This window comes from Rhizobacter sp. J219, assembly GCF_024700055.1.
Classification (GTDB): domain Bacteria; phylum Pseudomonadota; class Gammaproteobacteria; order Burkholderiales; family Burkholderiaceae_C; genus Rhizobacter.
In genome coordinates this window covers 3,741,570-3,765,950 of the sequence record NZ_JAJOND010000001.1, presented here as the reverse complement: position 1 = coordinate 3,765,950, position 24,381 = coordinate 3,741,570, and the positions used below count along the sequence as shown (strand labels likewise).

At 68.9% G+C, this 24,381-nt stretch carries 24 protein-coding genes and 3 pseudogenes; 18 read left to right on the top strand and 9 right to left on the bottom strand.

Translation table 11 applies throughout. From position 1 onward, the window contains the following. Positions 1–5: 5 nt before the first annotated feature. The 4 genes and pseudogenes from LRS03_RS17800 to napE all read right to left on the bottom strand — a co-directional run bounded on the left by LRS03_RS17800 (position 6) and on the right by napE (position 3,456). Positions 6–476, bottom strand: coding sequence for a nitrate reductase cytochrome c-type subunit (locus LRS03_RS17800; RefSeq protein ID WP_257827132.1), 471 nt, complete (start codon positions 474–476; stop codon positions 6–8). Between the two features lie 4 nt (positions 477–480). Beyond that, positions 481–2,974: pseudogene (gene napA, locus LRS03_RS17795) on the bottom strand (periplasmic nitrate reductase subunit alpha). Continuing rightward, entirely contained in the window at positions 2,955–3,281 is a 327-nt protein-coding gene (locus LRS03_RS17790; RefSeq protein ID WP_257827131.1) for a chaperone NapD, read from the bottom strand. Before LRS03_RS17790 ends, napA begins: the two are co-directional and overlap by 20 nt. A gap of 13 nt (positions 3,282–3,294) precedes the next feature. Beyond that, the gene (gene napE / locus LRS03_RS17785; protein ID WP_257827130.1) at positions 3,295–3,456 is read right to left on the bottom strand and encodes a periplasmic nitrate reductase, NapE protein; all 162 of its coding nucleotides are present in this window, start codon (positions 3,454–3,456) and stop codon (positions 3,295–3,297) included. Between the two features lie 264 nt (positions 3,457–3,720). Between napE and LRS03_RS17780 the strand changes: the two genes are divergently transcribed. Together LRS03_RS17780 and LRS03_RS17775 are read left to right on the top strand one after the other, a co-directional pair. Then, the gene (locus LRS03_RS17780; protein ID WP_257827129.1) at positions 3,721–4,578 is read left to right on the top strand and encodes a LysR family transcriptional regulator; all 858 of its coding nucleotides are present in this window, start codon (positions 3,721–3,723) and stop codon (positions 4,576–4,578) included. A gap of 55 nt (positions 4,579–4,633) precedes the next feature. Beyond that, positions 4,634–5,575: an NAD(P)H-dependent flavin oxidoreductase gene (locus LRS03_RS17775; RefSeq protein ID WP_257827128.1), complete on the top strand. Its 942-nt coding sequence runs from the start codon at positions 4,634–4,636 to the stop codon at positions 5,573–5,575. Here the strand turns inward: LRS03_RS17775 and LRS03_RS17770 are convergent. Both LRS03_RS17770 and LRS03_RS17765 read right to left on the bottom strand, forming a co-directional pair. Then, a complete protein-coding gene (locus tag LRS03_RS17770) occupies positions 5,529–6,533 on the bottom strand; it encodes a YihY/virulence factor BrkB family protein (protein WP_257827127.1) in 1,005 nt (334 codons plus the stop codon). The two genes, LRS03_RS17775 and LRS03_RS17770, sit on opposite strands and share 47 nt — an antisense overlap. A gap of 4 nt (positions 6,534–6,537) precedes the next feature. Continuing rightward, positions 6,538–6,978, bottom strand: coding sequence for a CBS domain-containing protein (locus LRS03_RS17765; RefSeq protein ID WP_257827126.1), 441 nt, complete (start codon positions 6,976–6,978; stop codon positions 6,538–6,540). 134 nt (positions 6,979–7,112) lie between these two features. Between LRS03_RS17765 and LRS03_RS17760 the strand changes: the two genes are divergently transcribed. The 5 genes from LRS03_RS17760 (at position 7,113) to LRS03_RS17740 (ending at position 11,740) form a co-directional block, all read left to right on the top strand. Then, a complete protein-coding gene (locus LRS03_RS17760; RefSeq protein ID WP_257827125.1) occupies positions 7,113–8,108 on the top strand; it encodes a DUF2157 domain-containing protein in 996 nt (331 codons plus the stop codon). Beyond that, the gene (locus tag LRS03_RS17755; protein ID WP_257827124.1) at positions 8,101–8,802 is read left to right on the top strand and encodes a DUF4401 domain-containing protein; all 702 of its coding nucleotides are present in this window, start codon (positions 8,101–8,103) and stop codon (positions 8,800–8,802) included. The genes LRS03_RS17760 and LRS03_RS17755 overlap by 8 nt, the downstream gene beginning before the upstream one ends. A gap of 70 nt (positions 8,803–8,872) precedes the next feature. Further along, on the top strand, positions 8,873–9,727 hold the full coding sequence (locus LRS03_RS17750; RefSeq protein WP_257829592.1) for a GDYXXLXY domain-containing protein: 855 nt from the start codon (positions 8,873–8,875) through the stop codon (positions 9,725–9,727). Positions 9,728–9,732: 5 nt separating this feature from the next. After that, complete coding sequence (locus tag LRS03_RS17745; RefSeq protein ID WP_257827123.1) at positions 9,733–10,500, top strand: fumarylacetoacetate hydrolase family protein; 768 nt, start codon at positions 9,733–9,735, stop codon at positions 10,498–10,500. A gap of 94 nt (positions 10,501–10,594) precedes the next feature. Further along, positions 10,595–11,740, top strand: a complete 1,146-nt coding sequence (locus tag LRS03_RS17740) for a thiolase family protein (protein ID WP_257827122.1) — start codon at positions 10,595–10,597, stop codon at positions 11,738–11,740. 3 nt (positions 11,741–11,743) lie between these two features. On the opposite strand, the gene LRS03_RS17735 is transcribed toward LRS03_RS17740, so the two are convergent. Together LRS03_RS17735 and LRS03_RS17730 are read right to left on the bottom strand one after the other, a co-directional pair. Next, positions 11,744–13,654 carry a PhoX family protein gene (locus LRS03_RS17735; RefSeq protein ID WP_257827121.1) on the bottom strand — a complete coding sequence of 637 codons (1,911 nt, stop codon included), beginning with the start codon at positions 13,652–13,654 and terminating at the stop codon, positions 11,744–11,746. Positions 13,655–13,748: 94 nt separating this feature from the next. Next, complete coding sequence (locus LRS03_RS17730) at positions 13,749–14,351, bottom strand: TetR/AcrR family transcriptional regulator (RefSeq protein ID WP_257827120.1); 603 nt, start codon at positions 14,349–14,351, stop codon at positions 13,749–13,751. Between the two features lie 119 nt (positions 14,352–14,470). Here LRS03_RS17730 and LRS03_RS17725 point away from each other — a divergent pair, with 119 nt between their 5' ends. From LRS03_RS17725 to LRS03_RS17675, 11 genes and pseudogenes are all read left to right on the top strand, one after another. Further along, positions 14,471–15,304, top strand: a complete 834-nt coding sequence (locus LRS03_RS17725) for a GntR family transcriptional regulator (protein ID WP_257827119.1) — start codon at positions 14,471–14,473, stop codon at positions 15,302–15,304. 76 nt (positions 15,305–15,380) lie between these two features. After that, positions 15,381–17,108 (top strand): fumarate reductase/succinate dehydrogenase flavoprotein subunit, encoded by a 1,728-nt coding sequence (locus tag LRS03_RS17720; RefSeq protein WP_257827118.1) that lies wholly within the window; start codon positions 15,381–15,383, stop codon positions 17,106–17,108. Between the two features lie 20 nt (positions 17,109–17,128). Next, entirely contained in the window at positions 17,129–17,362 is a 234-nt protein-coding gene (locus tag LRS03_RS17715; protein WP_257827117.1) for a 4Fe-4S dicluster domain-containing protein, read from the top strand. A 2-nt stretch (positions 17,363–17,364) separates the two neighbouring features. Next, complete coding sequence (locus tag LRS03_RS17710; RefSeq protein ID WP_257827116.1) at positions 17,365–18,336, top strand: HEAT repeat domain-containing protein; 972 nt, start codon at positions 17,365–17,367, stop codon at positions 18,334–18,336. Position 18,337: 1 nt separating this feature from the next. Then, positions 18,338–18,640, top strand: a pseudogene (gene fdxA / locus LRS03_RS17705) (ferredoxin FdxA); the annotation flags it as partial. Positions 18,641–18,761: 121 nt separating this feature from the next. After that, positions 18,762–20,213: an ABC transporter substrate-binding protein gene (locus tag LRS03_RS17700; protein WP_257827115.1), complete on the top strand. Its 1,452-nt coding sequence runs from the start codon at positions 18,762–18,764 to the stop codon at positions 20,211–20,213. Positions 20,214–20,221: 8 nt separating this feature from the next. Next, positions 20,222–21,076: pseudogene (locus LRS03_RS17695) on the top strand (ABC transporter permease); the annotation flags it as partial. 76 nt (positions 21,077–21,152) lie between these two features. Continuing rightward, complete coding sequence (locus LRS03_RS17690; protein WP_257827114.1) at positions 21,153–22,019, top strand: ABC transporter ATP-binding protein; 867 nt, start codon at positions 21,153–21,155, stop codon at positions 22,017–22,019. Beyond that, entirely contained in the window at positions 22,019–22,351 is a 333-nt protein-coding gene (locus LRS03_RS17685) for a DUF971 domain-containing protein (protein ID WP_257827113.1), read from the top strand. Before LRS03_RS17690 ends, LRS03_RS17685 begins: the two co-directional genes overlap by 1 nt. Beyond that, complete coding sequence (locus tag LRS03_RS17680) at positions 22,348–23,121, top strand: ferredoxin--NADP reductase (protein WP_257827112.1); 774 nt, start codon at positions 22,348–22,350, stop codon at positions 23,119–23,121. The genes LRS03_RS17685 and LRS03_RS17680 overlap by 4 nt, the downstream gene beginning before the upstream one ends. A gap of 5 nt (positions 23,122–23,126) precedes the next feature. Continuing rightward, entirely contained in the window at positions 23,127–24,176 is a 1,050-nt protein-coding gene (locus LRS03_RS17675; protein WP_257827111.1) for a YeiH family protein, read from the top strand. Here the strand turns inward: LRS03_RS17675 and LRS03_RS17670 are convergent, their stop codons facing one another. Beyond that, the gene (locus LRS03_RS17670) at positions 24,177–24,368 is read right to left on the bottom strand and encodes a hypothetical protein (protein ID WP_257827110.1); all 192 of its coding nucleotides are present in this window, start codon (positions 24,366–24,368) and stop codon (positions 24,177–24,179) included. Positions 24,369–24,381 lie beyond the last annotated feature (13 nt).

The window sequence follows — 24,381 nt, the reverse complement described above, 5'->3', positions numbered from 1 at the left end:
GGTCCTTACGGTGTGGTCTTCGGCGTGGTCGCCGTACCCTGGAAGCGGTTGCCGGTGATCGGCGCCACCGGCTCCTGCGCCACGTGGCATTGCTGGCAGAAGTAGCGCCGCGTGGAGATGCGGTCGAGCACCTTGCCGTCGCGGTCGATGTAGTGGGTGTTGCTCACCGGCACCGCGCCACTGAAGGCGGATTTCTCGCGGGCGTGGCAGTCGAGGCACTTGTTGAAGTTGCGGTCGACCTGGTAGCCGTCGACCCGGTGTGGGATGACGGGCGGCTGCTGGTCGTAGTTGCGCGGCAGGCGGCGGTCGTCGTTGACGCTGTTGGTCAGGCGCGGCGGCGTGGTGGTGCCGGTGATTGGCATCGGCCCGCGGGCGGCGTCGGTGAATCCGGCCGGGGCGCTGGCGGGTGTCTGCGCCATCAGCGCGGCCGGCAGCGCCATCGCGGCGGCGAGCAGGAGAGTGAGGCAGTGGTTCATGGCGTCACACCTTGTTGATCCGGACAGCGCACTTCTTGAAGTCGGTCTGCAGCGAGATCGGGTCGGTGGCGTCGAGCGTGAGCTTGTTGATGAGCTGGCTGGCGTCGAACCAGGGCACGAACACCAGGCCACGCGGCGGCTTGTTGCGGCCGCGGGTCTCCACCCGTGTGTGCATGTGGCCGCGCCGCGAGCTGAGCATGACCTCGTCGCCACGCCGCACACCGAGGGCGCGCGCGTCTTCCGGGTGCATGTAGCAAACGGCGTTGGGCACGGCCTTGTGCAGCTCGGGCACGCGGCGTGTCATCGAACCCGAGTGCCAGTGCTCCAGCACACGGCCGGTCGACAGCCAGAACGGGTATTCGGCGTCGGGCGCTTCGGCGGGCGGCTCATAGGGCAGGGCGAAGATGACCGCGCGGTTGTCCTTGTGGCCGTAGAACTGGTAGCCGGTGCCGGCCTTCACGTAGGGGTCGCTGCCTTCCTTGTAGCGCCAGCGGGTCTCCTTGCCGTTCACGACAGGCCAGCGCAGTCCGCGCACCTGGTGGTAGGTGTCGAAGGGGGCGAGGTCGTGGCCATGGCCGCGGCCGAAGGTCGCGTATTCCTCGAACAGGCCCTTCTGCACGTAGAAGCCGAACGCCTTCGATTCGTCGTTGGCGTAGCCGGCCTCGATCTGCGAGGTGGGGAAGGCGTCGACCTGGCCGTTGCGGAACAGCACTTGGAAGAGCGTCTTGCCCTTCACCGACGGCTGCTTGGCGATGAGTCTCGGCCGGCCACACCTCTTCGATCTTGAAGCGCTTGCTGAACTCCATCAGCTGCCAGAGGTCGCTCTTCGCCTCACCCGGCGCGTTCACCAGCTGGTGCCAGAAGTGCGTGCGGCGCTCGGCGTTGCCGTAGGCGCCTTCCTTCTCGACCCACATCGCGGTGGGCAGGATCAGGTCGGCCGCGACGGCGGTGACCGTCGGGTAGGCGTCGGAGACGACGATGAAGTTGGCCGGGTTGCGGTAGCCGGGGAAGCCTTCCTGCGACAGGTTGGCGGCCGCCTGCATGTTGTTGTTGACCATCACCCAGTAGGCGTTGAGCTTGCCGTCTTTCAGCATGCGGTTCTGCAGCACGGCGTGGTAGCCCGGGGTGGTGGGGATGGTGCCTTCGGGCACCTTCCAGATCTCTTCGGTGTGCTTGCGGTGCTCGGGGTTGGCCACCACCATGTCGGCCGGCAGGCGGTGCGAGAAGGTGCCTACCTCGCGGGCGGTGCCGCAGGCGCTGGGCTGGCCGGTCAGCGAGAAGGGGCTGTTGCCGGGGGTGGAGATCTTGCCGGTCAGCAGATGGATGTTGTAGACCATGTTGTTGGCCCACACGCCACGGGTGTGCTGGTTGAAGCCCATGGTCCAGAACGACATCACCTTGACCTTCGGATCGGCATACAGCTCGGCCAGCTGCAGCAGCCGGTTGGCCGGCACGCCCGAGAGCTTGGCGGTGTATTCGAGCGTGTAGGTCGAGACGAACTTGGCGAACTCGTCGAAGCTGCTCGGCTTGGCGCCGCCTGCCTCCTTGGCGTTCTTGGCGGCCTTCTGCAGCGGGTGCTCGGGACGCAGGCCGTAGCCGATGTCGGGGTTGCCCACCTTGAAGGTGGTGTGCTTGTCGACGAAGGCGCGGTTCACCCGGCCGGTCGAGATGATGTGGTGGGCGATGAAGTTGAGGATGGCCAGGTCGGTCTGCGGCGTGAAGATCATGTTCACGTCGGCCAGGTCGCAGGAGCGGTGCTCGAAGGTCGACAGCACCGCCACCTTCACATGCGCGGCCGACAGGCGCCGGTCGGTGACCCGCGTCCACAGCACCGGGTGCATCTCGGCCATGTTGGAGCCCCAGAGCACGAAGGCATCGGCCGCCTCGATGTCGTCGTAGCAGCCCATCGGCTCGTCCATGCCGAAAGTGCGCATCATCCCGGCCACCGCCGAGGCCATGCAGTGGCGCGCGTTGGGGTCGATGTTGTTGGTGCGGAAACCCGCCTTCATCAGCTTGAGCGCGGCGTAGCCCTCCCACACCGTCCACTGGCCGGAGCCGAACATGCCGACCGCCGTCGGGCCCTTTTCCTTGAGCGCCTTCTTCCATTGCGTGGCCATGGTGTCGAAGGCCATGTCCCAGCTCACCTGCTGGAACTCGCCGTTCTTGTCGTACTGGCCGTTCTTCATGCGCAGGAGCGGCTTGGTGAGCCGGTCCTCGCCGTACATGATCTTGCTGAGGAAGTAGCCCTTGACGCAGTTGAGGCCCTTGTTGACCTCGGCCTGCACGTCGCCCTGCGTGGCGATGACGCGGTTGTCCTTCACGCCCACGGTCACGCCGCAGCCGGTGCCGCAGAAGCGGCAGGGCGCCTTCGACCACTTCACGTTCGGGTCTTGCGGTGACGCGGGGGCCTGGGCCATGCCGGGCAGCGGCACGCCGGCCACCATCGCGGCGGTGGCGGCGGCGGTGTTGCGGATGAAATCACGACGGACGATGGCCATCGGGCACCTCTTGATTGATCGTCGATGGTTCGGTCATCAACTGGTTCATGGCATCGACGCTGTCGATGCACTGGTAGACCACGGTGGCGCTGAGCACGCCAGGGGTTCGCTGGAGGTGGCCGATCTGCGCGAGCATCGCGTCGGCGGAGTCGGCCTCCAGGGTGACCACGAGCTTGCCGCCCTCGGTCACGGCATGTACCTGGGCGCCAGGCAGCACGTCGATGCCGACGGCGATGCCGGGTGCGCGTTTCGGCGTGGCGTGCACCACCAGGCTGGCGATGTGGAGTTCGGGGTTGGCGTGGCCCATGGGCATCTCCCGCTCAGCCGCCCGGGGGGCCGGCGAACATCTGGTAGACCCAGACCAGGAAGCCATAGCCGGAGACCACGACGACCGCCAGCAGCGGCGCCATCACGACCGACAGAAAGATCAGGCTGCGCCGTTCCTGCGTCTTGACGGAAGGGCCAGAAGTTGTCTCGCTCATGCATCTTCTCCTTGGGGCGCACTGTCGCGTGAACGGCCGGGCGCAGCTTTGAGCGCCGTCAACAAACCGCCTGCTCGCACCGCCAGCCGAGACCCCGCCGGAGCCTGGCGAGTGCATCGCCTGGGGGTGCCGGTGACGATGAAGCCCAACTTGCGTAGCGACGTGTGAAATCCTGCCGAGGGTTGGGGAGGCTTGATTCCTCGAAACGCTGATACTCGCGTCCAAGACCGTTGGGGACTGAGTTCAGACCTGGAGCGTCTCAAGATGCTGGACCTGCAACAGCTGCGGTATTTCATCGCCGTGGCCGAAACGGAGCACGTGGGCCAGGCGGCCGAGCTGCTGCACATCTCGCAGTCGCCGCTGTCGCGCCAGCTGCAGCAGCTGGAAGGGCGGCTGGGCCTGACCCTTTTCACGCGCGAGAAAAAGCGGCTGCGGCTGACGCCCGCCGGGCGCGACTTTCTGGTCGAGGCCAAGGCGCTGGTGGCGCATGCCGAGCGGGTGCAGCAGCGCGCCGCCGATGCGGGCCGCGGCAAGCGGGGCACGCTGGTGGTGGGCTACGTCGCCGGTGCGGTGCACGCCGGCGTGATCGGCAAGGCCCTGCAGGCGCTGCAGCAGCAGGTGCCGCTGGCGCGCATCCAGCTGCGCAGCCTGCACTCGGCCGAGCAGTTTGCGGCACTGCAGCGCGACGAGCTGGACCTGGGCTACACCTACGCCGCGCCGTCGGTGGAAACCGGGCTCGTGAGTTCGTTGCTGCTGGAGGAGCCTTTCCTGCTGGCGGTGCCGGCCGGCCATGCACTCGCGACGGCCGGCACGCTCGACCTGAACGGCCAGCCGCTGGTGGCGCCCCTGTCGTGGCATGCGCGCGAGGAGTTGCTGGCGGCCTGTGCCCGGCTCGGGTGGGCCCCGGACGTGCGCTTCGAAGCGGCCGACCCGGCGGCCGCGCTGGGGCTGGTCGCTGCGGGGCTCGGGCTCGCGTTCGTGCAGAAGAGCCTGCAGCCGGCGGCGGGCGCGGCGGTGGTGCTGCGCGAGCTGCCCGAGGCGTTCACGCTGCGCATGCAGATCCACTGCGTGCACCAGGGTTCTCCCTCACCGCTGGCGCACCGCTTGATGATGGTGTCGTAGCCACGGGTAACGCAGGCGACAGGTGCGGCGCGGGCACGTCGCCAGAATCGCCGGCATGACGACGAACCGAGTCCTCGCGCACACCGGCGCCACCTACCCGATCCTGCAGGCCCCGATGGGCTGGATCGCCCGCACCCCGCTCGCCTCGGCCGTCTCGCGCGCCGGCGGCCTGGGCATCATCGAGACGTCGTCCGGCGAGACCGAGAACTGCCAGGCCGAGATCACGAAGATGCGCGCCACCGGGCTGCCCTTCGGTGTGAACCTGCCGATCCGCTTCCTGAAGGACGATGCGATGCTGAAGTTCGTCTGCGAAAGCGGCGTCAAGTTCGTGACGACCTCGGCGGGCAGCCCGGCCAAGTTCATTGCGCCGCTGAAGGACGCGGGCATCACCGTCTACCACGCGGTGCCGACGGTCGACGCGGCGATGAAATGCGTGGACGCCGGCATCGACGGCCTGGTGGTCGAGGGCGCCGAGGGCGGCGGCTTCAAGAATCCGGAAGAGGTGTCGACGCTCGTGCTGCTGCAGGCCATCCGCGAGCGCACCGAGGTGCCGCTGATCGCCGCCGGTGGCATTTGCGACGGCCGGGGCATGGCCGCGGCGTTCGCGCTGGGGGCCGAGGGCGTGCAGATGGGCACCCGCTTCGTCAGCTGCGCCGAAAGCCCGGTGCATGCGAACTACAAGCAGGCGATCATCGACGCGAAGGACACCGGCACGCTGGTGCTCAACAAGAAGTCGACGCCGTGCATCCGGGCGCTGAAATCCAAGCGCACGCAGGCGATCTACGAAGAAGGCGTGATGGCGCCCGATGCACTCAAGGGCATCCGCGGCGTCTACTTCGACGGCGACATGGAAGCCGCACCGGCCCTGGCCGGCCAGAGCGCAGCGTTGATCGACAGCGTGAAGACCGCGCAGCAGATCATCGACGAGACGGTGGCCCAGTTCTTTGCGATCACGTCGCGGCTGGGCGGGCTGGCGGCGGCGCGCCAGTTTGGGTGACGCGCCGGCTGATCTCGCCGTCGGGTGCCGGCTCGCCGCGGCGTGAGCCGTAGCTGTGCGCGTAGACCCAGGTGAATTCGGCGCCCAGCAGGAAGATCTGCGCGGAGTAGTACACCCACACCAGCACCACGGCGAGCGAGCCGGCGGCGCCGAAGCCCGAGGTGATGCCGCTCTTGCCGATGTACAGGCCGATCAGCAGCTTGCCGATGGAAAAAAGCAGTGAGGTGACGGCGGCACCGATCCACACGTCGCGCCATTCCACTTTCGCGCGTGGCATGACCTTGTAGATCATCGCGAAGATGAGGGTGACGAGCGCAAAGCTCACGAGCAGGTTGACGATCTGCAGCGTCACCTCCCAGGCGCCGAAGAGCGGTGCCCACCAGTGCCCGAGCGCCGACAGCGCCGCGCTGACCACGAGCGAGACCATCAGCACGAAGCCGATGCCGAGGATCATGCCGAACGAGAGCACTCGGGCGCGCAACAGCGACCACAGGCCGCTGCTGCGCGCGCGCACCGGGGCCCGCCAGATGCGATCGAGCGCATCCTGCAGCTCGGCAAACACCGTGGTCGCGCCGATGAGCAGCACGATCACGCCGAGCACGGTGGCGAAGACACCCTCCTTCGGCTTGGACACGCTCTCCAGCAGGCCCTGGATGGCGGCGGCGCCCTCTTCGCCGAGCATGCCGCGCAGCTGCGCGAAGATCTCGCCGCGCGCCGCCTCGGCGCCGAACACGAGGCCGGCCACCGAGACCACGATCAACAGCAGCGGGGCTGCGGAGAAGGTGGTGTAGTACGCGAGGGCCGCACCCATGCTGGGGGCGTAGTCGTTCTGCCACGACACCGCGGCCGCCTTGGCCAGGCGCCAGATGGCTGCCCCCCGCCCGGCGGGTACGCCGGACGACCCCCCGCGGGGGGCCGGGCCGGCTTGGGGCGGCCCGGCGCTCGGCCCGGTGCTCATGTCGTCACGCGAGCTGGATCGCCTGGTCGCTCGGCTGAGAGATGTCGCGCAGCGTGTCGTCCAGGTCTTCGCTGTGCTGGCGTGTGGCCAGGTCGCCGAGCGACACGATGCCCACGATCTCGCCTTCGCGGTTGAGCACCGGCAGGCGGCGCACCTGGGCCTCGCCCATCTGCTGGGCCACGTCGTCGATGTCATCGTGCTCGGTGCACGAGAGGGTCTGCTCGCTCATGACCTCGTGCACCAGGGTCTCGTCGGGCCGCTTGTTGAGCGCGGTGGCGCGCACGGTGATGTCGCGGTCGGTGACGATGCCCACCAGGCCCTGGCCGTCGTAGACGGGCAATGCGCCCACGTCGAGCCGGCTCATCAGCTCGGCCGCACGGTGCAGGGTTTCGTCGGGGCGCACCACCACGACGTTGCGGGTGATGACGGAGGCGATCTTGGGCATGGGGGTCTCCTGAGGGTGTCGGGGGAGTATGGGAACGCGGGCGCACGGGGTCAGTCGGCGCGGGCCGCTGGGTGCTGTGGGAGCCTTCCGACAGCTCTGCGAAGATGCGCGCCACCTGGACCGCAAGGACACCGATGAACCTTCGATGGGCGCTGCATGCGCTGGCCGACACGCACGGCCTCGACGACAGCGGGCGTCGCCGCCTGCTCGCACTGGGGGCGGTGGACGACGAGCCAGCCCGGCTGGCCCGCGTGGTGCCGATCGGCCTGGCGGTGGTGGCCGCCGCGCTGGTGGGCCTGGGCGTGGTGATGTGGATCGCGGCCAACTGGGACACGCTCGGCCGCATGGGCCGCTTTGCGCTGCTGATGGCCCTCGTCGGCGTGACCGGACTGGGCGCGGCGCTGCGCCCCGGGGCGCGGCCGGCGCTCGGGCTGGTGGCGTTTCTCGGCATCGGTGCACTCTTCGCCTACTTCGGCCAGACCTACCAGACCGGCGCCGACCCGTGGCAGCTCTTCGCGTTGTGGGCGGCGCTCGGCATTCCGCTCTGCCTGGGCACACGCAGCGACGTGCTGTGGGCACCGTGGTCGCTGGTGGTGATGGTGGGCATTTCGCTCTGGACCTATGCGCACCTGGGCCACCGCTGGCGCGTGGAGCCCGGCGACCTGACGGTGCACGCCATGGCGTGGCTCGCGGCGGTGTGCGTGGTGGCTGCCTTGAGTGCGCCGACGCAGCGGGTCACCGGCGCCGGCCTCTGGAGCCTGCGCAGCGCGGCGACGCTCGCGGTGATCATGGTCACGGCCACGGCGCTCGGCGGCCTCTTCGAGCGCGAGGTGGCGCCCCACTACGGTCTGGGCCTGCTGCTGCTCGGGGTGGGTGCGGCGCTCGCGGCGCAGCGCCGCACGTTCGACGTGTTCGTGCTGAGTGCGCTGGCGCTCGGCTTGAACACCCTGCTGGTGTGCGGGCTGGCGCGTCTGCTGTTCAAGGACTGGAACGGCGACGAGATTGGCTCGCTGTTCCTGCTCGGCATGGTGGCGGCCGGCCTGCTGGCAGGCACGGTGAGCGGCATCCTGAAACTGTCGCGCCAGTACACGGAGCACGACACGAGCACCTCGGAGGCCGCCCATGGCTGACGTGCTCGACGACGTGATCGCACGCGCCCAGGCCGCGCAGCTGCTGCCCGAGGGCACGACGCGGCCGGGCGGCGAGCAACGCCCCTGGCCGGTGGTGCTCTTGACGGCACTCGGCGCCTGGCTGGCGGCCGTGCCGCTGCTGGGTATGGTGGGCCTGCTGCTCGGGCCGCTCATCAACAACCCGCTCGGTCCCTACGTGGTGGGGGTGCTGCTGCTGGTCGGCTCGACGGTGGTGCTGCGTTCGCGACAGGTGCCGCTCTTCCTGGAGCAGCTCGCGGTGCCGGGCGTGCTGGTGGGCGGCGGCGCGCTCGGGTTCGGCTTCTTCCAGCACCTGCCGCATGGGGTGGCGTCGCTGCTGCTGGCGGCCGTTGCGGTGGGCCTGGCACTGTTGCTGCGTCAGGCCTGGCTGCAGGCGCTGCTGGGTGTGGCGGCGGCGTCGCTGACCGGGCTTGCGGTGATCGAGCCGCGGGGCTGGTTCCGCGCGCCCACCTGGGAGCTGATGTGGTTTGCCGCGCACCTGCTGTTGGCGGTCGCAGCGGTGTCTCCCTGGTGGCAGGGCCTGTGGCGGGGGCGTGGCGCGGCGTTCGAGTCCTTGCTGTCGGGCTGGTGGCTGACGGTGCTGGTGGGCCTGGCGGCGCTCGCGGGCATGACCTTTCTGGTGGGCGGCGTGATGGGGGGGTGGCCTCGCCGGTGAGGTGGCGCGCGAGGTGGGGAGTGCACCCGACCGCGGTCTGCGGCTCGGTCATGGGCTGCGGGGCTTGAGCGTGCTGCTGGTGCTGGCCGGCGCGGCGCGGGTGTGGCGGGCCTGGCCGGGTGCGCGCCAGCCGGCGCTGGCGGTCGCGGCGCTGTGCGCGGCCGCTCTGGCGTATTTCATGAGCACGCTCGGCGGTGTGCTGTTCGCGCTGGCCTGCCTGCTGCTGGCCGGGCGCTTGAGGCTGGCGGCCGTGGCCGGGGTGGCGGTGGCCTGGATCGTCGGCGCCTTCTACTACGCGCTCGCCTGGGAGCTGGCCACCAAGGCGCTGGTGCTGGTGGCGGTGGGGGCGGTGATCGCGGCGATGGCGTGGTGGTTGCGCTTGCCGCGGGTGGCGGCGGCCGGGCGCCCCGCGCACGCGCCGCTCGGCCGTCAGGCCTGGTACGTGGGCGGCGCGACGGCCGCGACGCTGCTGGTCGCTGCGGGTGCCATCTGGCAGAAGCAGACCTTGATCGCCGAAGGCCAGCCGGTCTACGTGGCGCTCGCGCCGGTCGACCCGCGTTCGCTGATGCAGGGCGACTTCATGCGGCTGCGCTTCAACGTGCCGCCCGAGCTGCTGGAGACGCCGCCCTCGGCCACCGCCGCGCGGCCCAAGGTGGTGGCGCGACGCGATGCCCGGGGCGTGGCCGCGCTGCACCGTGTGGCCCGACCCGGCGAGGCGCTCGGCCCGGGGGAATTTCTCTTCGAGTTGACGCCCAAGGGCGGCGGCTGGATGCTCGTCACCGATGCCTGGTTCTTCCGCGAAGGCGAGGCCGAGCTGTGGGAGAAGGCCCGCTTCGGCGAGTTCCGGGTCATGCCGGATGGCCGCGCACTGCTGGTGGGCATGGCCGATGAGAAGCTGCAAGCGATCAAGTCCCTGAAGGAGTGAGAGAGATGTCTGCTGCCGATGCCGTCGTGGAAGCGCTGTTGATGGCGCGCCGCACCTTGCAACCCGTGGATGCCACGCCGCTTGCGAAGTCGCTGGTCGCGCCCGATGACGCGTACCTGGTGCAGACCGCGGTCGCCAACGAACTGGGCTGGTTCGATGCCGACGGCGTGGCGCTGAACTGGAAGTCGGGCGGCGCCTCGCGCAGCGCGGGGCTGGGGCATTCGCCATTGCCACCGACCGGCGTGTGGCAGAGCCCCGCCGATGCGCGGCCCTGGCCCTTCCGCCTGCGCCTCATCGAAGCGGAGGTGGCGCTGCGCCTCGGCCGGGCGGTCGACGCCGACCTCGCGGCCACGCTGGATGAGACGAGCGCTCCGGCGCTGGTCGACGCGATGACGGTGAGCATCGAGATCGTCGACTCGCGCTGGCTGCAGTCGGTGCAGGCACCGCCGCTGCTTCGCCTGGCCGACCTGCAATCGCACGGTGCGCTGGTGCTGGGCGAGTGGGTGCCGTTCGATGCGGCCCGCGACTGGTCGCAGCAGCGCTGCGAGGTGCACATCGGCGGCGTGGTGCGCGAGTTCCGCGGCACCCACACCCTGGGCGACCCGGCCTACGTGCTCACGGCCTGGCTGCAGCACGCCACTGCCGAGGGGGCGGTGCTGCCGGCCGGCACGGTGGTCACCACCGGCACCTGGTGCGGCGCGCTGAACGCGCAGGCCGGCGATGCGGTGCGGGTGCTGTTCGACGGCATCGGCGAGTCGACCGTCCAGCTCTGAACCCTTGTTGCAGACAGTGTCGCGAACGCGGCATGCACGCTTCTCGGCGCGTTGATATGATGGTCATCATGTAATGCCGCAACAGGAGCTGACCATGACTTCCGCCGTGATCGCGGGCTATGCCCGCACCCCGTTCCACTTCGCAAAGAAGGGCCGCCTCGTCGGCGTGCGCCCCGACGACCTGGCTGCGACCGCGGTGAAGGGCCTCATAGCGCGCACACAGGTCAATCCGAATGACATCGAGGACCTGATCCTTGGCTGCTCCTACCCCGAGGGCGAGCAGGGCCACAACATCGCGCGCATCGTCGTCTTCCTCGCCGGGCTGCCGGTGACGGTGGCGGGCACGACGGTCAACCGCTTCTGCGGCTCGGCGATGACGGCCATCCACATCGCCGCCGGACAGATCGCGATCGGGGCCGGCGAGGTGTTCGTCTGTGGCGGGGTGGAGTCGATGACGCGGGTGCCCGACGGTGGCTTCAGCCCCTCGCCCAACCCAGGCTTGCGCGAGCGCTACCCCGAGGCCTATTTCAAGATGGGCGAGACCGCCGAGGTGGTGGCCGAGCGCTATGGCGTGTCGCGCCTCGCGCAGGAAGAACTCTCGGTCGAGTCGCACCGAAAGGCCGCGAAGGCCCAGGAGCTGGGCCGCCTGCACGACGAGATCGTGCCGGTGGTGACGCCCGAGGGCGAGGTGGTCGACAGCGATGGCTGCATCCGCCCGGCGACGTCGATGGAAGGCCTGGCCGGCCTGAAGCTCGCCTTCCGCGAGCCGGGGAACGGCACGGTGACGGCCGGCACCTCGTCGCCGCTGACCGACGGTGCGACGGCAGTGCTGGTGTGCGCGGAAGACTATGCGCGCCGCCACCGGCTGCCGATCCTCGCGCGCATCCGCTCGACCGCGGTCGCCGGCTGTGCGCCCGAAGAGATGGGCATGGGCCCGGTGCCGGCGGTGAAGAAGGCGCTGGCGCGCGCCGGCCTCACGGTGGCCGACATCGACGTCGTCGAGATCAACGAAGCCTTCAGCAGCCAGGCCGTGGCCTGCCTGCGCGAGCTGGGCATCTCGCGCGACGTGATCAACCTCGACGGCGGCGGCCTCTCGATCGGCCACCCGCTCGGCGCGACCGGCGCACGCCTGGTGGGCAAGGCGTCGACGCTGCTGCAGCGCGAAGGCAAGCGCTATGCGCTGGCCACGCAGTGCATCGGCGGCGGGCAGGGGATCGCCACGGTCCTGGAATCCGTCTGAACGCTAGGTCCCGATCAATCCGCCATCGCGCTTGCGGATGACCACCGTCGACGAGCGCGGGCGGCCATCGGGCCGCCGGTCGGGCCAGTTGGAGTAGCGGCGCGGGTTGGCGGGGTCGCTGCGCTCGCTGGGGGTCTCGCCCGGGTGCTGCACGTTGATGAACATCGTGCGGCCGTCGGGCGTGCCGGTCGCGCCGGTGATCTCGCAACCCGGCGGGCCCACGAGGAAGCGGCGGATCTCGCCGGTCTTCGGGTCGGCGGCGAGCATCATGTTGTTGCCCAGGCGGGCGAACTCGCCCTTGCCCATGGCGGTGCTGCTCATGTCGGTCTGGATCCACAGCACACCGCGGCCGTCGACCCACAGGCCATCCGGGCAGCCGAAGGTGTCGCCTCGGATGTTGCCCTGGGCCTCGGCGCGCTCGTTGGCGGGGTCGCCGGCGAGCACGAAATGGTTCCATTCGAAGGTGGCGCCGTCATGGTCGCCGTCTTCGCGCCAGCGGATGATCTGGCCCATCACGTTGTTGGCGCGCGGGTTGGCGGCGTCTACACCCGGGTGCCCGGCCTGGCCACGGTTCGAGTTGTTGGTGAGCGTGCAGTAGACCCAGCGCTCGCGGTCGATGGCGATCCACTCCGGGCGGTCCATCTTGGTGGCGCCGAGGGCGTCGCTCGCCTGGCGAGTCTTGATCAGCACCTCGCCGGGGTCGGCGAACCCGTTGGCGGCGGTGAGCGGGCCCTGGCCATGCACGACGGGCAGCCAGCGGCCGCGGCCATCGGCTTCGAAGCGGGCGACGTAGAGCATGCCGTGGTCGAGCAGCTCGGCGTTGGCCTTGTAGCCGCCGGGGCGGATGGCGTCGCGGCTCACGAACTTGTAGATGTACTCGAAGCGCGCGTCTTCGCCCGAGTAGACGACGGCGCGGCCTGCCTTCGTCACCGCCACGGTCGCGCCCTCGCGGGCGGCACGGCCCATCGCGGTGCGCTTGACGGGCGTCATCGTCGGGTCGAAGGGGTCGATCTCGACCACCCAGCCGAAGCGGTTGTGCTCGTTCGGGTGCTTGCCGGTGTCGAAGCGCTCGTCGTGCTCGTGCCAGCGGTAGTACTGGCCCATCTCCTTGCGCTGGCCCCAGCGGCGCTGGTGGGCATCGGGCCGGTCGGGGCCCTGGAAGTAGAAGGCGAAGTTCTCTTCCGAGGTGAGGTAGCTGCCCCAGGGGGTGATGCCGCTCGCGCACTGGTTGAGGATGCCCAGCACGCGCCGCCCCGTGGGGTCGGCGGCGGTCTGCAGCATCGGGTGGCCGGCAGCCGGGCCGCGCAGCTCGACCGGCGTGTAGGCCGTGATGCGGCGGGCGAAGCGAGAGGGGCGCACCACCTCGACCGTGCCGTCGGGCTGGCGCTTCACTTCGATCACCGAGACGCCGTGTGCCGCCTGCGACTTGCGGACCTTCTCGGCCGACCAGTTGGCCAGGCCGTCACGGTGCAGCAGGCCGTCGTCGCTGTACTCGTGGTTCATCGCGAGCAGGCCGGTCGTGTCGGTCAAGGCGTAGTAGTGCATGCCGTCGTGGTGCATGCCCAGCTGCACCTCCTGGTCGGCGGCGCTGTTGCTGGCGTCGAACTTGAAGGCCGGGGTGTTGCCGGCGATGCCCACCGGCTCGCCCCAGGGGGCGAGCGCGTGGGCGATGTAGCCCTCGGGCACGGTGACGGTGTCGGCGGTGGTGACCGACACACTCTTGAAGCCGAGCAGCGTGCCGGCCAGGGGCGCAGCGGTCGTGCAGCCGGCGAGGCCCAGGGGGGCGAGCAGGCCGGTCACGGCGGCGCCTGCGCCACCTTTGAGCAGCGTGCGGCGGGCTGGGTCGCTCACCTCGTGGATGCTTGCGTTGGAGGAACGGTTGCTGTCCTCCATGGTGGAGAAGTCCTTGGCCATGGCACGCGGGAGAGGGTGGTGAAGCGCCCATTGGAGCGCCGCTTCATGACAAGCACCACCCCGGGATGGCCCCGGGGCACATGCTGAGAGGGGCTCAGGCGTCCTTGGCCGGGAGAGGCAGCTTCAGCCGCTCGCGGATGGACTGGCGCGAGGCCCGCAGGATGGCGGTGGAGTGCTCGGGGTCGGCGATCGAGCGGGCCAGCACGACGGCGCCCACCATCTCGGACAGCAGCGAGACCGCGGCAATGCCCGGCTCGGGGCGGCCCATGCCCTCCAGCTGGCCGGCGATCAGCGTCGTCAGCCGCGCGGCGCCCTGCTCGAAGGCAACCCGCGCCTCGGGCGCCAGCCGCGGCAGATCGGCGGCCATGGTGGCGATGGGGCAGCTCTCCTCGCGGTGGTCACGGTGGTAGCGCGAGAGGTAGAAGGCCACGTAGGCGGCGAGGCCCTCGCCGGGCGGCTTGCCGGCCGACAGTTCCTCGAAGTAGGCGCAGGCGGTGTCGAACATCTCGCCGATGGCGGCCACCAGCAGGGCGTCCTTGCTCGAAAAGTGGGCGTAGAAGCCCCCATGGGTGAGCCCGGCGCGCCCCATGATGGCTGCCACCCCGATGCGGTCGGGGCCTTCGGCGCGGATGGCGGCGGCGGCCTCCTTCACCACGCGTGCGCGCGTGCGTTGTTTGTGTTCGGCGTCGTAGCGCATGAGGGGATCAGTCAGATGACGGGCGTCATCTTATCTCGGCGCGCCGGCGGCTTGCCGGCCCACCGTTCCTGGCACGCGATATGCGTAGGCATGACTTGTCATAACGAGTTGGCCTGAACATGACCAAACCTGGTGCCCTCACTGGTGTTTTTCCGACACCCCGCCTTGTTTCAGGGCCCGCCGCTGCACAAAAGACAGCCGCGCTGCTGCAAACCCAGTCGCCGGTGCCGCTGTACACGCAGATCAAGGAGATCCTGCGTGCCCGCATCCTCGACGGCAGCTACCAGCCGCACCAGCAGATGCCCTCGGAGAGCGAGATGATGGCCACCTTCGAGGTGAGCCGCATCACGGTGCGCCAGGCGCTCAACGACCTGCAGAACGAAGGCCTGATCTTCCGTATCCACGGCAAGGGCACCTTCGTCTCCAAGCCCAAGGCGTTCCAGGACCTGGGCCGGTTGCAGGGCTTCGGCGAAGCGATGCGGCAGATGGGCTACGAGACCTTTGCGCGCGTGCTGTCGGTGAAGACGGTCACGCCCTCGGCGCAGGTGGCCGAGAAGCTGCAGCTTCCCAAGCGCGCCAAGGTCACCGAGCTGCAGCGGGTGCGCTTCCTCAACCGCGAGCCGATCTCGCTCGACGTGACCTACGTGCCCACCGCCATCGGCCAGCGCCTGGCGAAAGAGGACCTGGCGGCACGCGACGTGTTCGTGATCCTCGAGAACGACTACGGCCTCGCGCTCGGCCATGCCGAGCTGCAGATCGGTTCGACCCTGGCCGACGAGTCGCTGGCCGCGCAGCTGAAGGTGGAAGAAGGCTCGCCCGTGCTCTTCATCGAGCGCACGACCCACACCGCCGATGGCGCGCCCATCGACTACGAACACCTCTATTACCGCGGCGACGCCTTCCAGTACAAGGTGCGTGTCGATCGCGTGCCGCTCGCGGAGCGTGCGTCATGACGCCGCTTCCGCATGTCGATAGACGCAGCGCTTCGTTCACGGCGCTGACCCTGATCTCCACACTCCCGGAGCACGCATGAACACGATCGAACACGAATACGACATCGTCATCGTCGGTGGCGGCACCGGCGGCCCGATGGCCGCGGTGAAGGCCAAGGAGAAGAACCCGAAGCTGCGGGTGCTGCTGCTCGACAAGGCCAACGTGAAGCGCAGCGGCGCCATCAGCATGGGGATGGACGGGCTCAACAACGCCGTCATTCCCGGCCACGCCACGCCCGAGCAGTACACGAAAGAGATCACCGTCGCCAATGACGGCATCGTCGACCAGAAGGGTGTCTACGCCTATGCCGCCAACAGCTTCTCGATGATCGAAGAGCTCGACAAGTGGGGCGTGAAGTTCGAGAAGGACGAGACCGGCGACTACGCGGTGCGCAAGGTGCACCACCTCGGCAGCTACGTGCTGCCGATGCCCGAGGGGCACCATATGAAGCGCGTGCTGTACCGCCAGCTCAAGCGGGCACGGGTGGAGATCACCAACCGCGTGGTCGCCACGCGCCTGCTCACCGGCCCGAGCGGCGAGATCGCCGGCGTGATGGGCTTCGACTGCCGCACCGCCGATTTCCACGTGATCAAGGCCAAGGCGGTGGTGATCTGCACCGGCGCCGCGGGCCGGCTCGGCCTGCCGGCGAGCGGCTACCTCTTCGGCACCTACGAGAACCCGACCAACTGCGGCGAGGGCCACGTGATGGCCTACCACGCGGGCGCGGAGCTGACCAACCTCGAGTGCTTCCAGATCAACCCGCTGATCAAGGACTACAACGGCCCGGCGTGTGCCTACGTCACCGGCCCCTTCGGCGGCTACACGTCGAACAACGCCGGCCAGCGCTTCATCGAGTGCGACTACTGGAGCGGCCAGATGATGATGGAGTTCTTCAACGAACTCGAAGGCGGCAAGGGCCCGGTGTTCCTGAAGCTCGACCACCTGGCCGAAGAGACGATCAGCGAGATCGAGCACATCCTGCACACCAACGAGCGGCCGAGCCGCGGGCGCTTCCATGCCGGGCGCGGCACTGACTACCGCAAGCAGATGATCGAGATGCACATCTCGGAGATCGGCTTCTGCAGTGGCCACAGCGCCTCGGGCATCTGGACGAACGAAAAAGGCGAGTGCTCGATCCCAGGCCTCTACGCCGCCGGTGACTGCGCGAGCATCCCGCACAACTACATGCTCGGCGCCTTCGTCTACGGCAAGTTCTGCGGCGAGAACGCGGCCGACTACGTGAGCGGCATCTCGCAGCCGAGCTTCACGCAGGAGAAGGTCGAGGCCGAGAAGGCGCGTGTGTACGCACCGCTCGGCAAGACCGAGGGCTTGACGCCCTTCCAGGTGGAATACAAGACGCGCCGCATCGTCAACGACTACCTGCAGCCGCCCAAGGTCACCCGCAAGATGGAGATCGGCCTGCAGCGCTTCGACGAGATCCGCGAGGACCTGCAGCACATGAGCGCCACCGACCCGCACGAGCTGATGCGCGCGATGGAGGCCCACACCATCCGCGACTGCGCCGAGCTGGCCGCACGCGCTTCGCTCTTCCGCACCGAGAGCCGCTGGGGCCTCTACCACCTCTGCGTCGACCATCCCGAGAAGGACGACGCCAACTGGTTCTGCCACACCAACGTGACGAGCGACGAACACGGCAACGCCGTCTTCCGCAAGCGTGAGGTCGAGCCCTACGTGGTGGAGCTGAACGAGGAAGAGAAGTCCGCGTACCAGCGCCTGCGTGTCGCCACCCCCGCCGCCGCCTGACCCCGACGAAGGAGAACCCCATGACCATCGCGATCACCCGAACCCAAGCCCCGGTCGTCATCGACGAAGACAAGTGCATCGCCGACAAGGGCTGCACCGTCTGCGTCGACGTGTGCCCGCTCGACGTGCTGGCCATCGACCTGACGAAGAACAAGGCCTACATGAAGTTCGACGAGTGCTGGTACTGCATGCCGTGCGAGAAGGACTGCCCGACCGGCGCCGTGCACGTCGACATCCCTTACCTGGTGCGCTGACCATGGTCGCCGTTGCCTCCATCCACGACCGGCTGCGCAACCCCGACGCGGGTGTGCGCCGCATCGCGGTCATCGACCTGCCGTACAGCGATGAAGAAGACGACGTGGCGCCGCTGCTCGTCGAAGCGCTCGCCGATGCCGACGCGAGCGTGCGCCTCGAAGCGGCCAAGGCACTCGAAGGCTTCGAGGAGCCCGAGGTGCTCGACGCGCTCGTGCCCCTGCTGAAGGATCCCGACGCCGCGGTGCGCGACGCGGTGGCCTACACGCTCGCCGAGCTGAAGGAGGCCGCGTCGGCCACGCCCATCCTGCCGTACCTGCTGGATGCCGATGCGAGCGTGCGGGCGGCAGCGCTGCACGCGGTGCGCGCCCTGCGCGTCGACGCCGCCTTCGAGCCCGCGCTGCAATCGCTGGCCCACCCGGATGCCAGCGTGCGCCGCGCCGCGGTCGGTGTGCTGGGCTACCTCAAGAAGCCGCAGGCGCTGGGCGCGCTGACCGAGATCGCCGCGCACGATGCCGACCCCGAGGTGCGCCGCATCGCCGTGGGCGCCCTCAGCTACGCCGGTGACAACGCCGACGTGAGCGTGCTGCCGGCGCTCGGCCGCGCCCTGGCCGACCCGGTGTGGCAGGTGCGCGAAGAGGCCGCCACCACCTACGCCAAGACCAACTCGCTGCTCGGCGTGCCCAACCTGGTGCGGGCGATGGACGACGAGTACTGGCAGGTGCGCGTCAAAGCGGCGCGCAGCCTCGGCAAGCTCAAGGCGCGTGATGGTGTGCTGGCGCTGATCGAAGCGCTGCTGCACCCGGTGAGCAACCTGCGCAAGGAGGCCGTGATCGCCCTCGGCGAGATCGGCGACCCGCGCGCCATCACGCCGCTGGAGCGCTCGATGCAGGACCCGGACCCCGACGTGCGCAAGCTGTCGAAGCTCGCGCTGACCTCCATGCAGATGCCCAAACCCGCGGGCAAAGGAGTGTGAGATGGCTTTCGTCGTCACCGAAGCGTGCATTCGCTGCAAGTACACCGACTGCGTCGCGGCCTGCCCCGTGGAGTGCTTCCACGAAGGCCCCGACTTTCTCGTCATCGACCCCGCCGCCTGCATCGACTGCGGCGTGTGCGTGCCCGAATGCCCGGTCGAGGCGATCTTCGACGAGAAGGACTTGCCGCCCGAGCACCGCGAATACGCCGAGCTGAACAGACGCCTGGCCGCGCAGTGGCCGCTCATCACCGCGGCGCAAGACCCGCTGCCCGATGCGGAGCATTGGGCCAACCAGAAAAAACAAGCGAGGCCTGCTGACCGAAAGCGTCGAGCAGGTTTGAAGGAGACAGAGGTGGGGCTGCGCGCAGGCACCGATCTTGCGCAACGGCTCCGTGATCGTGACCCGACCGCACCAGGAGATTGAGATGACGTTTTCAAGACTCTCGCTTGTGTCCGCCACGTTGGCGGCCTGTCTGCTCTGCACCCCGCTGGCTGCCCAGGCGGCCAAGGAAGTCGTGACCCTCGGCATTGGCACGCAGAACACCACCACCAACACCGTCACCGGTGGCGTGGTGCTCAAGGAGCTGAAGCTGCTGGAAAAGCACCTGCCCAAGACGGGCAAGTACGCCAATGTCGAGTGGAAGCTCGACTGGCAGAACTTCACCTCCGGGCCTCCGATCACCAACGGCATGATCGCCGGCAAGCTGCAGATCGGCATGATGGGCGACTACCCGCTGCTGGTGAATGGCGCCACCGGCCAGCAGAACAAGGGCGGCGAGACGCAGCTCATCGCCGTCATCGCCTACAACGCCTTCGGCTCGGGCAATGGCGTGGTGGTGCACAAGGACAGCCCGTACTACGAGCTGGCCGACCTCAAGGGCAAGACGGTCTCGGTGCCCTTCGGCTCGGCGGCGCACGGGATGATGTTGCAGGCCATGCAGGAGCGCGGCTGGCCCAACGACTTCTGGAACCTGGTGAGCCAGAGTCCCGAGGTCGGCACCACCAACCTGCAGGAAAAGAAGATCGACGGCCACGGCGACTTCGTGCCGTTTGCCGACCTGCTGCCGCACCGCGGCTTCGCCCGCAAGATCTTCGACGGCGCGCAGACCAAGATCCCCACCTTCCACGGCGTGGTGGTGCGCAAGGAGTTCGCCGACAAGTACCCCGAGGCGGTGGTGGCCTACATCAAGGCGCTGATGGAAGCCAACGACTGGGTGCGCAAGGACCCGAAGGCCGCGGCCGCGAAGGTCGAGGAGTGGACCAAGATCGAGAAGGAGGTGGTCTACCTCTTCCTCGGCCCGGGCGGCATCCACACGCTGGACCCGAGCATCAAGCCGCGCTGGGTCGAGACGATCAAGATCGCCCACGGCGTGCTGTCCAAGCTCGGCCGGGTGAAAGAGTTCGACGTCAACGCCTGGGTCAACGAGAGCTATGTGCGTGAAGCCTTCAAGCAGCGCGGCCAGGACTACGAGGCGCAGAAGCAGACGCTGGCCAACTACGACATCAGCGGCCGCGATCCGGTGTGCAAGGTGCCGGTCACCCGGCCCAAGGAAGCCGGCGAGATCTGGCTGTCCACCGGCGAGATCGTGCCGATGAGCTCGCCCGCCTGCCTGCTGGCCGGCATCAAGCAGTACGAGGCGGCGGGCAAGAAGGTCAACGTCGCCTACCTCTACGACAAGGCGCTGGGCATCAAGGTGGTCGCCGACAAGGCCTTCTATGCGCTCGACGCGAGCAACCCGAAGGCGCCGGTGGCCGTGCCCTTCCTGCTGAAGAAGGACGCCGAGGCCCACGCCGCCAAAACCAACGGCAAGCTCGCCACCTACGCCGAGGCGTTGGGCCAGGCCCCCACCACCGTCGCCGCTGCGACCCTGAAGTGAACAGCACCATGCGCGCCCTGCAACGCATCGAGCCGTACTCGCCCCCGCCCGAGCCGGTCACGGCCAAGACCGCCGCGCCGGCCCACGTGGGGCAGGGCGTGACCCCCTTGCCGCTGCCGGCGGCCACGCCTGCGGGGCCCAACCGCTGGCGCCGTTTCTGGGACGGCCGGGGCGCGATGCTGCTGATGGCAGCCCTGTCGATCGCCGGGGTGCTGCTCTTCTGGCAGCTCGCCACCCACTACAAGCTCGACGCCTATGTGCGCTTCAACAACATCCCCACGCCCGCGGCGGTGCTGGAGAAAGTGGTCGAGGTCAACCAGAGCCCCAAGTTCGTCACCAACATCGGCATCAGCGTGCGCCGCATCCTGCTCGGCTTCGCGGTCGCCACCGTGCTGGGCGTGGGCCTTGGGGTGCTGATCGGGCGCTACCGCGTGGTGCGGGGCCTGGTGATGCCGGCGATGGAGATCTTCCGGCCCATTCCGGCGATCGCGTGGGTGCCGATGTCCATCATGCTGTGGCCCGACAACGAGGTGAGCATCGTCTTCATCACCTTCCTCGGGGCCTTCTTCCCCATCCTGCTTAACACGGTGCATGGCGTGGAAAGCCTCGACCCGGTGCTGCTGCGTGCGGCGCGCACGCTCGGCGCTGGCGAGGCGAGCCTGCTGCGGCATGTGGTGATCCCGGGCGCGCTGCCGCACATCTTCACCGGGCTCGCGGTCGGCATGGGCGTGGCATGGGTCTCGTTGATCGCCGCCGAGATGATCTCGGGGCAGTTCGGCATCGGCTACTTCACCTGGGAGGCGTATTCGCTGATCAGCTACGCCGAGATCGCCCTCGGGATGATCACGATCGGCGTGCTGGGCTTGTTGTGCAGTGGCGGCATCCGCCTGCTCGCAAAGCTTGCGATGCCGTGGCAGGCGCATTCGGGGGGGCACGTTGATGGAAAAGACCGTGGCATCTCATGGTCGTGTGGACGTGCGCGACCTCAACATCCGCTTCAGCGTCAAGGGCCAGGAGGTCGAGGCGGTGCGTTCGGCGAGCGTGCATGTACGGCCGGGCGAATTCGTCTCGCTGATCGGGCCCTCGGGCTGCGGCAAGTCGACCCTGCTCAACGCGGTGGCCGGCTTCCTCAAGCCCAACGGCGGGCAGGTGCTGCTCGACGGCCAGGCCATCAGTGGCCCGGGCTCCGACCGCGGCGTGGTGTTCCAGCAGTACTCGCTCTTCCCCTGGATGACGGTGCGAAAGAACGTCGAGTTCGGGCTCAAGATGATGGGCGTGTCGGCCACCGAGCGTGAGTCGCAGGCGCGCACGCTGCTCGGCCTGGCCGGCCTGCTTTCGTTCGAGAACCACTACCCCGACCAGCTCTCCGGCGGCATGAAGCAACGAGTGGGCATCGTGCGGGCCCTGGCCACGAGCCCGCAGGTGCTGCTGATGGACGAACCATTCGGCGCACTCGACTCGCAGACGCGGGTGGTGATGCAGGAGATCCTGACCAACATGTGGCAGCGCCTGCGCATCTCGGTGCTCTTCATCACGCACGACATCGACGAGGCGGTGTTTCTCTCCGACCGCATCTACGTGATGACGGCGCGGCCCGGGCGCATCAAGGCCGAGCTGACCGTGCCGCTGCCCCGGCCGCGAACCCCCGAGATGACCGCCTCGCCCGAGTTCGCGGCGATGGTGCGGCAGATCAAGGGCCTGATCCGCGATGAAAGCCTGGCCGCCATGGGGGGTGAATTGAGCGAGGGCGGGCTGGCCGGCCTGGCCACCGAGATCGGTCCCCAGGGCGTGGCGCAGGTGGTGTGATGGACCGTGCGTTCGAGAGGGAGACGATGACCCAGGAGTGGGTGCCCACCGAGGTGGTGCTGCATGCCGCCAGCGGGCGGCTGGAGTTGGCCTATGTCAATGGCCGGCGTGCCGAATTCACGGCCCCGAGCCTGAGGGAAGCCTGCAAGTGCGCGACCTGCGAGAATCGCCGTCTCGCCGGCCAACCGCCGGTGGCCCCCGTCGGCACGGCCTTCACCCACGTCAACCCCATCGGTGAGCTGGGCCTGCAGTTCGTCTTCAGCGACGGGCACGACCGGGGCATCTTTCCCTGGCCTTACCTGCACCAACTCTCTTTGGAACTTCCCGCATGAGCAACCTCTTCGACGCCAAGGTGTTGAGCGTTCGCCACTGGACCGATCGGCAGTTTTCGTTCACCTGCACCCGCGACCCGGGATTCCGGTTCCAGAGCGGCCAGTTCACGATGATCGGCCTGGAGGTCGACGGCAAACCCCTGCTGCGCGCCTACAGCGTGGTGAGCCCGCATTGGGAAGAGACGCTCGAGTTCCTGAGCATCAAGGTGCCCGACGGCCCGCTCACCTCGCGCCTGCAGCACATCCAGGTCGGCGACACGATCAAGATCGGACGCAAGGCCTCGGGCACGCTGCTCACGCAGAACCTGCTGCCCGGCAAGAACCTGTACCTGCTGTCCACCGGCACCGGCCTCGCGCCTTTCATGGCGATGATCCGCGACCCCGAGGTGTACGAGCTGTACGAGAAGGTGATCCTCGTGCACGGCTGCCGCCAGGTCGGCGAGCTGGCGTACGACGAGGTCATCACCAAGGAGCTGCCGGCCAACGAGTACTTCGGCGACCAGGTGAAGGAAAAGCTCATCTACTACCCGACCGTCACGCGCGAGGCCTTCCGCAACCAGGGCCGCATCCCGGTGCTGATGGAAACCGGCAAGCTGTTCCGCGACATCGGCCTGCCGCCGATGAGCAAGGAGCACGACCGGTTCATGCTGTGCGGCAGCCCCGAGATGCTGCGTGACACGCGCGCCCTGTTCGACAAGGCGGGCATGACCGAGGGCAACATGAGCACCCCCGGCCATTTCGTCATCGAACGAGCCTTCGTCGAGAAGTAAGCACGATGTCCACTGCGCGGGCGGCCTTCCTCGAAGCCCCCGCGCAGACCCTGCGGCGGGTGTGGCCGGGCTTGGCCACGTGCGTGCTGATCGCACTGGCCGCCTCGTTCGTGGCGACCCTGCACCAGGGCCCGCCGATGCTCTACGCGCTGCTGTTCGGCACCGCGTTCCACTACCAAAGCCTCGAGGACCGCACCGCTCCGGGTGTCGACTTCAGCAGCCGTGCGCTGCTGCGCCTGGGTGTGGGCCTGCTGGGCGCACGCATCACGCTGGAGCACATCACCGGGTTGGGGTGGGTCACGGCCGGCGTGGTGCTGCTGGCGGTGGCCAGCACCCTCGCCTGCGGTTGGGTGCTGGCGCGCCTCATGCGCCTGCCGTGGACGCTTGGCCTCCTGGCCGGGGGCGCCACTGCGATCTGCGGTGCCTCGGCGGCGCTCGCCATCGCGGCCGTGCTGCCGCGCCGTGAGGGGCACGAGCCACCCGAGCGGCAGGCGCTGATCGTGGTGGTGATGGCCACGCTGCTGTCGACGGTCGCGATGGTGCTGTACCCGGTGATCGCGCGCCGCGCGGAGCTGCCGCCGGCGCTCGCCGGCCTCTTCATCGGTGGCAGCATCCACGACGTGGCGCAGGTGGTGGTCGCGGGGTATGCGATCTCGCCGGCGGCGGGCGATGCGGCCTCGGTGGTGAAGCTGCTGCGGGTGAGCTTGCTGGCGGTGGTGGTGCTGGGGGTCTCGCTCGCGTGCCGTGATCGCTCGGGCGCCGCGTCTGCCGGGCCGGCGCGGCCGCGGCTGTCGAGAGTGGCGGGTCTGGTGCCCGGCTTCCTGTGGCTTTTCGCGGCGCTCGCCGCGCTCAATTCGCTGGGGCTGCTGGCGCCGGTGCAGGAGGCGCTCAATGGTGCGTCGCGGGTCTGCCTGATGCTCGGCGTGGCCGGGCTGGGGATGAAGACCTCGTTTCCGCACCTGGCGAGCGCCGGCTGGCGGCCGGTGCTGCTGATGGTGTTGACGGGCGCCTGGCTGGCGTCTGTGCTGCTCGGGGCGGCCTGGGGCCTGCGCTGATCAACCGAAGAAGTGCTTGAACAGCTCGGGCTCGTGCACTTCGCGCGTCACCAGGCCACGGATGGCCTCGCGAAACGGGGCCGGCGAGGGCATCGTCGCCAGGTCGGCCGGCATGGTCACGCCCCAGGCGGAGTTGAATTCCTGGGCCGGATTGCGGCGGGCGGTGCTGTCTGCGGTGGTGTGGGGGTTCATGGTGCGTCCCTGA

What these genes read in the sequence shown, in the direction of transcription:
- LRS03_RS17800 (WP_257827132.1), bottom strand. Translation starts at nt 476, where the DNA reads ATGAACCACTGCCTCACTCTCCTGCTCGCCGCCGCGATGGCGCTGCCG.
- LRS03_RS17790 (WP_257827131.1), bottom strand. Translation starts at nt 3,281, where the DNA reads ATGGGCCACGCCAACCCCGAACTCCACATCGCCAGCCTGGTGGTGCAC.
- napE (WP_257827130.1), bottom strand. Translation starts at nt 3,456, where the DNA reads ATGAGCGAGACAACTTCTGGCCCTTCCGTCAAGACGCAGGAACGGCGC.
- LRS03_RS17780 (WP_257827129.1), top strand. Translation starts at nt 3,721, where the DNA reads ATGCTGGACCTGCAACAGCTGCGGTATTTCATCGCCGTGGCCGAAACG.
- LRS03_RS17775 (WP_257827128.1), top strand. Translation starts at nt 4,634, where the DNA reads ATGACGACGAACCGAGTCCTCGCGCACACCGGCGCCACCTACCCGATC.
- LRS03_RS17770 (WP_257827127.1), bottom strand. Translation starts at nt 6,533, where the DNA reads ATGAGCACCGGGCCGAGCGCCGGGCCGCCCCAAGCCGGCCCGGCCCCC.
- LRS03_RS17765 (WP_257827126.1), bottom strand. Translation starts at nt 6,978, where the DNA reads ATGCCCAAGATCGCCTCCGTCATCACCCGCAACGTCGTGGTGGTGCGC.
- LRS03_RS17760 (WP_257827125.1), top strand. Translation starts at nt 7,113, where the DNA reads ATGAACCTTCGATGGGCGCTGCATGCGCTGGCCGACACGCACGGCCTC.
- LRS03_RS17755 (WP_257827124.1), top strand. Translation starts at nt 8,101, where the DNA reads ATGGCTGACGTGCTCGACGACGTGATCGCACGCGCCCAGGCCGCGCAG.
- LRS03_RS17745 (WP_257827123.1), top strand. Translation starts at nt 9,733, where the DNA reads ATGTCTGCTGCCGATGCCGTCGTGGAAGCGCTGTTGATGGCGCGCCGC.
- LRS03_RS17740 (WP_257827122.1), top strand. Translation starts at nt 10,595, where the DNA reads ATGACTTCCGCCGTGATCGCGGGCTATGCCCGCACCCCGTTCCACTTC.
- LRS03_RS17735 (WP_257827121.1), bottom strand. Translation starts at nt 13,654, where the DNA reads ATGGCCAAGGACTTCTCCACCATGGAGGACAGCAACCGTTCCTCCAAC.
- LRS03_RS17730 (WP_257827120.1), bottom strand. Translation starts at nt 14,351, where the DNA reads ATGCGCTACGACGCCGAACACAAACAACGCACGCGCGCACGCGTGGTG.
- LRS03_RS17725 (WP_257827119.1), top strand. Translation starts at nt 14,471, where the DNA reads ATGACCAAACCTGGTGCCCTCACTGGTGTTTTTCCGACACCCCGCCTT.
- LRS03_RS17720 (WP_257827118.1), top strand. Translation starts at nt 15,381, where the DNA reads ATGAACACGATCGAACACGAATACGACATCGTCATCGTCGGTGGCGGC.
- LRS03_RS17715 (WP_257827117.1), top strand. Translation starts at nt 17,129, where the DNA reads ATGACCATCGCGATCACCCGAACCCAAGCCCCGGTCGTCATCGACGAA.
- LRS03_RS17710 (WP_257827116.1), top strand. Translation starts at nt 17,365, where the DNA reads ATGGTCGCCGTTGCCTCCATCCACGACCGGCTGCGCAACCCCGACGCG.
- LRS03_RS17700 (WP_257827115.1), top strand. Translation starts at nt 18,762, where the DNA reads ATGACGTTTTCAAGACTCTCGCTTGTGTCCGCCACGTTGGCGGCCTGT.
- LRS03_RS17690 (WP_257827114.1), top strand. Translation starts at nt 21,153, where the DNA reads ATGGAAAAGACCGTGGCATCTCATGGTCGTGTGGACGTGCGCGACCTC.
- LRS03_RS17685 (WP_257827113.1), top strand. Translation starts at nt 22,019, where the DNA reads ATGGACCGTGCGTTCGAGAGGGAGACGATGACCCAGGAGTGGGTGCCC.
- LRS03_RS17680 (WP_257827112.1), top strand. Translation starts at nt 22,348, where the DNA reads ATGAGCAACCTCTTCGACGCCAAGGTGTTGAGCGTTCGCCACTGGACC.
- LRS03_RS17675 (WP_257827111.1), top strand. Translation starts at nt 23,127, where the DNA reads ATGTCCACTGCGCGGGCGGCCTTCCTCGAAGCCCCCGCGCAGACCCTG.
- LRS03_RS17670 (WP_257827110.1), bottom strand. Translation starts at nt 24,368, where the DNA reads ATGAACCCCCACACCACCGCAGACAGCACCGCCCGCCGCAATCCGGCC.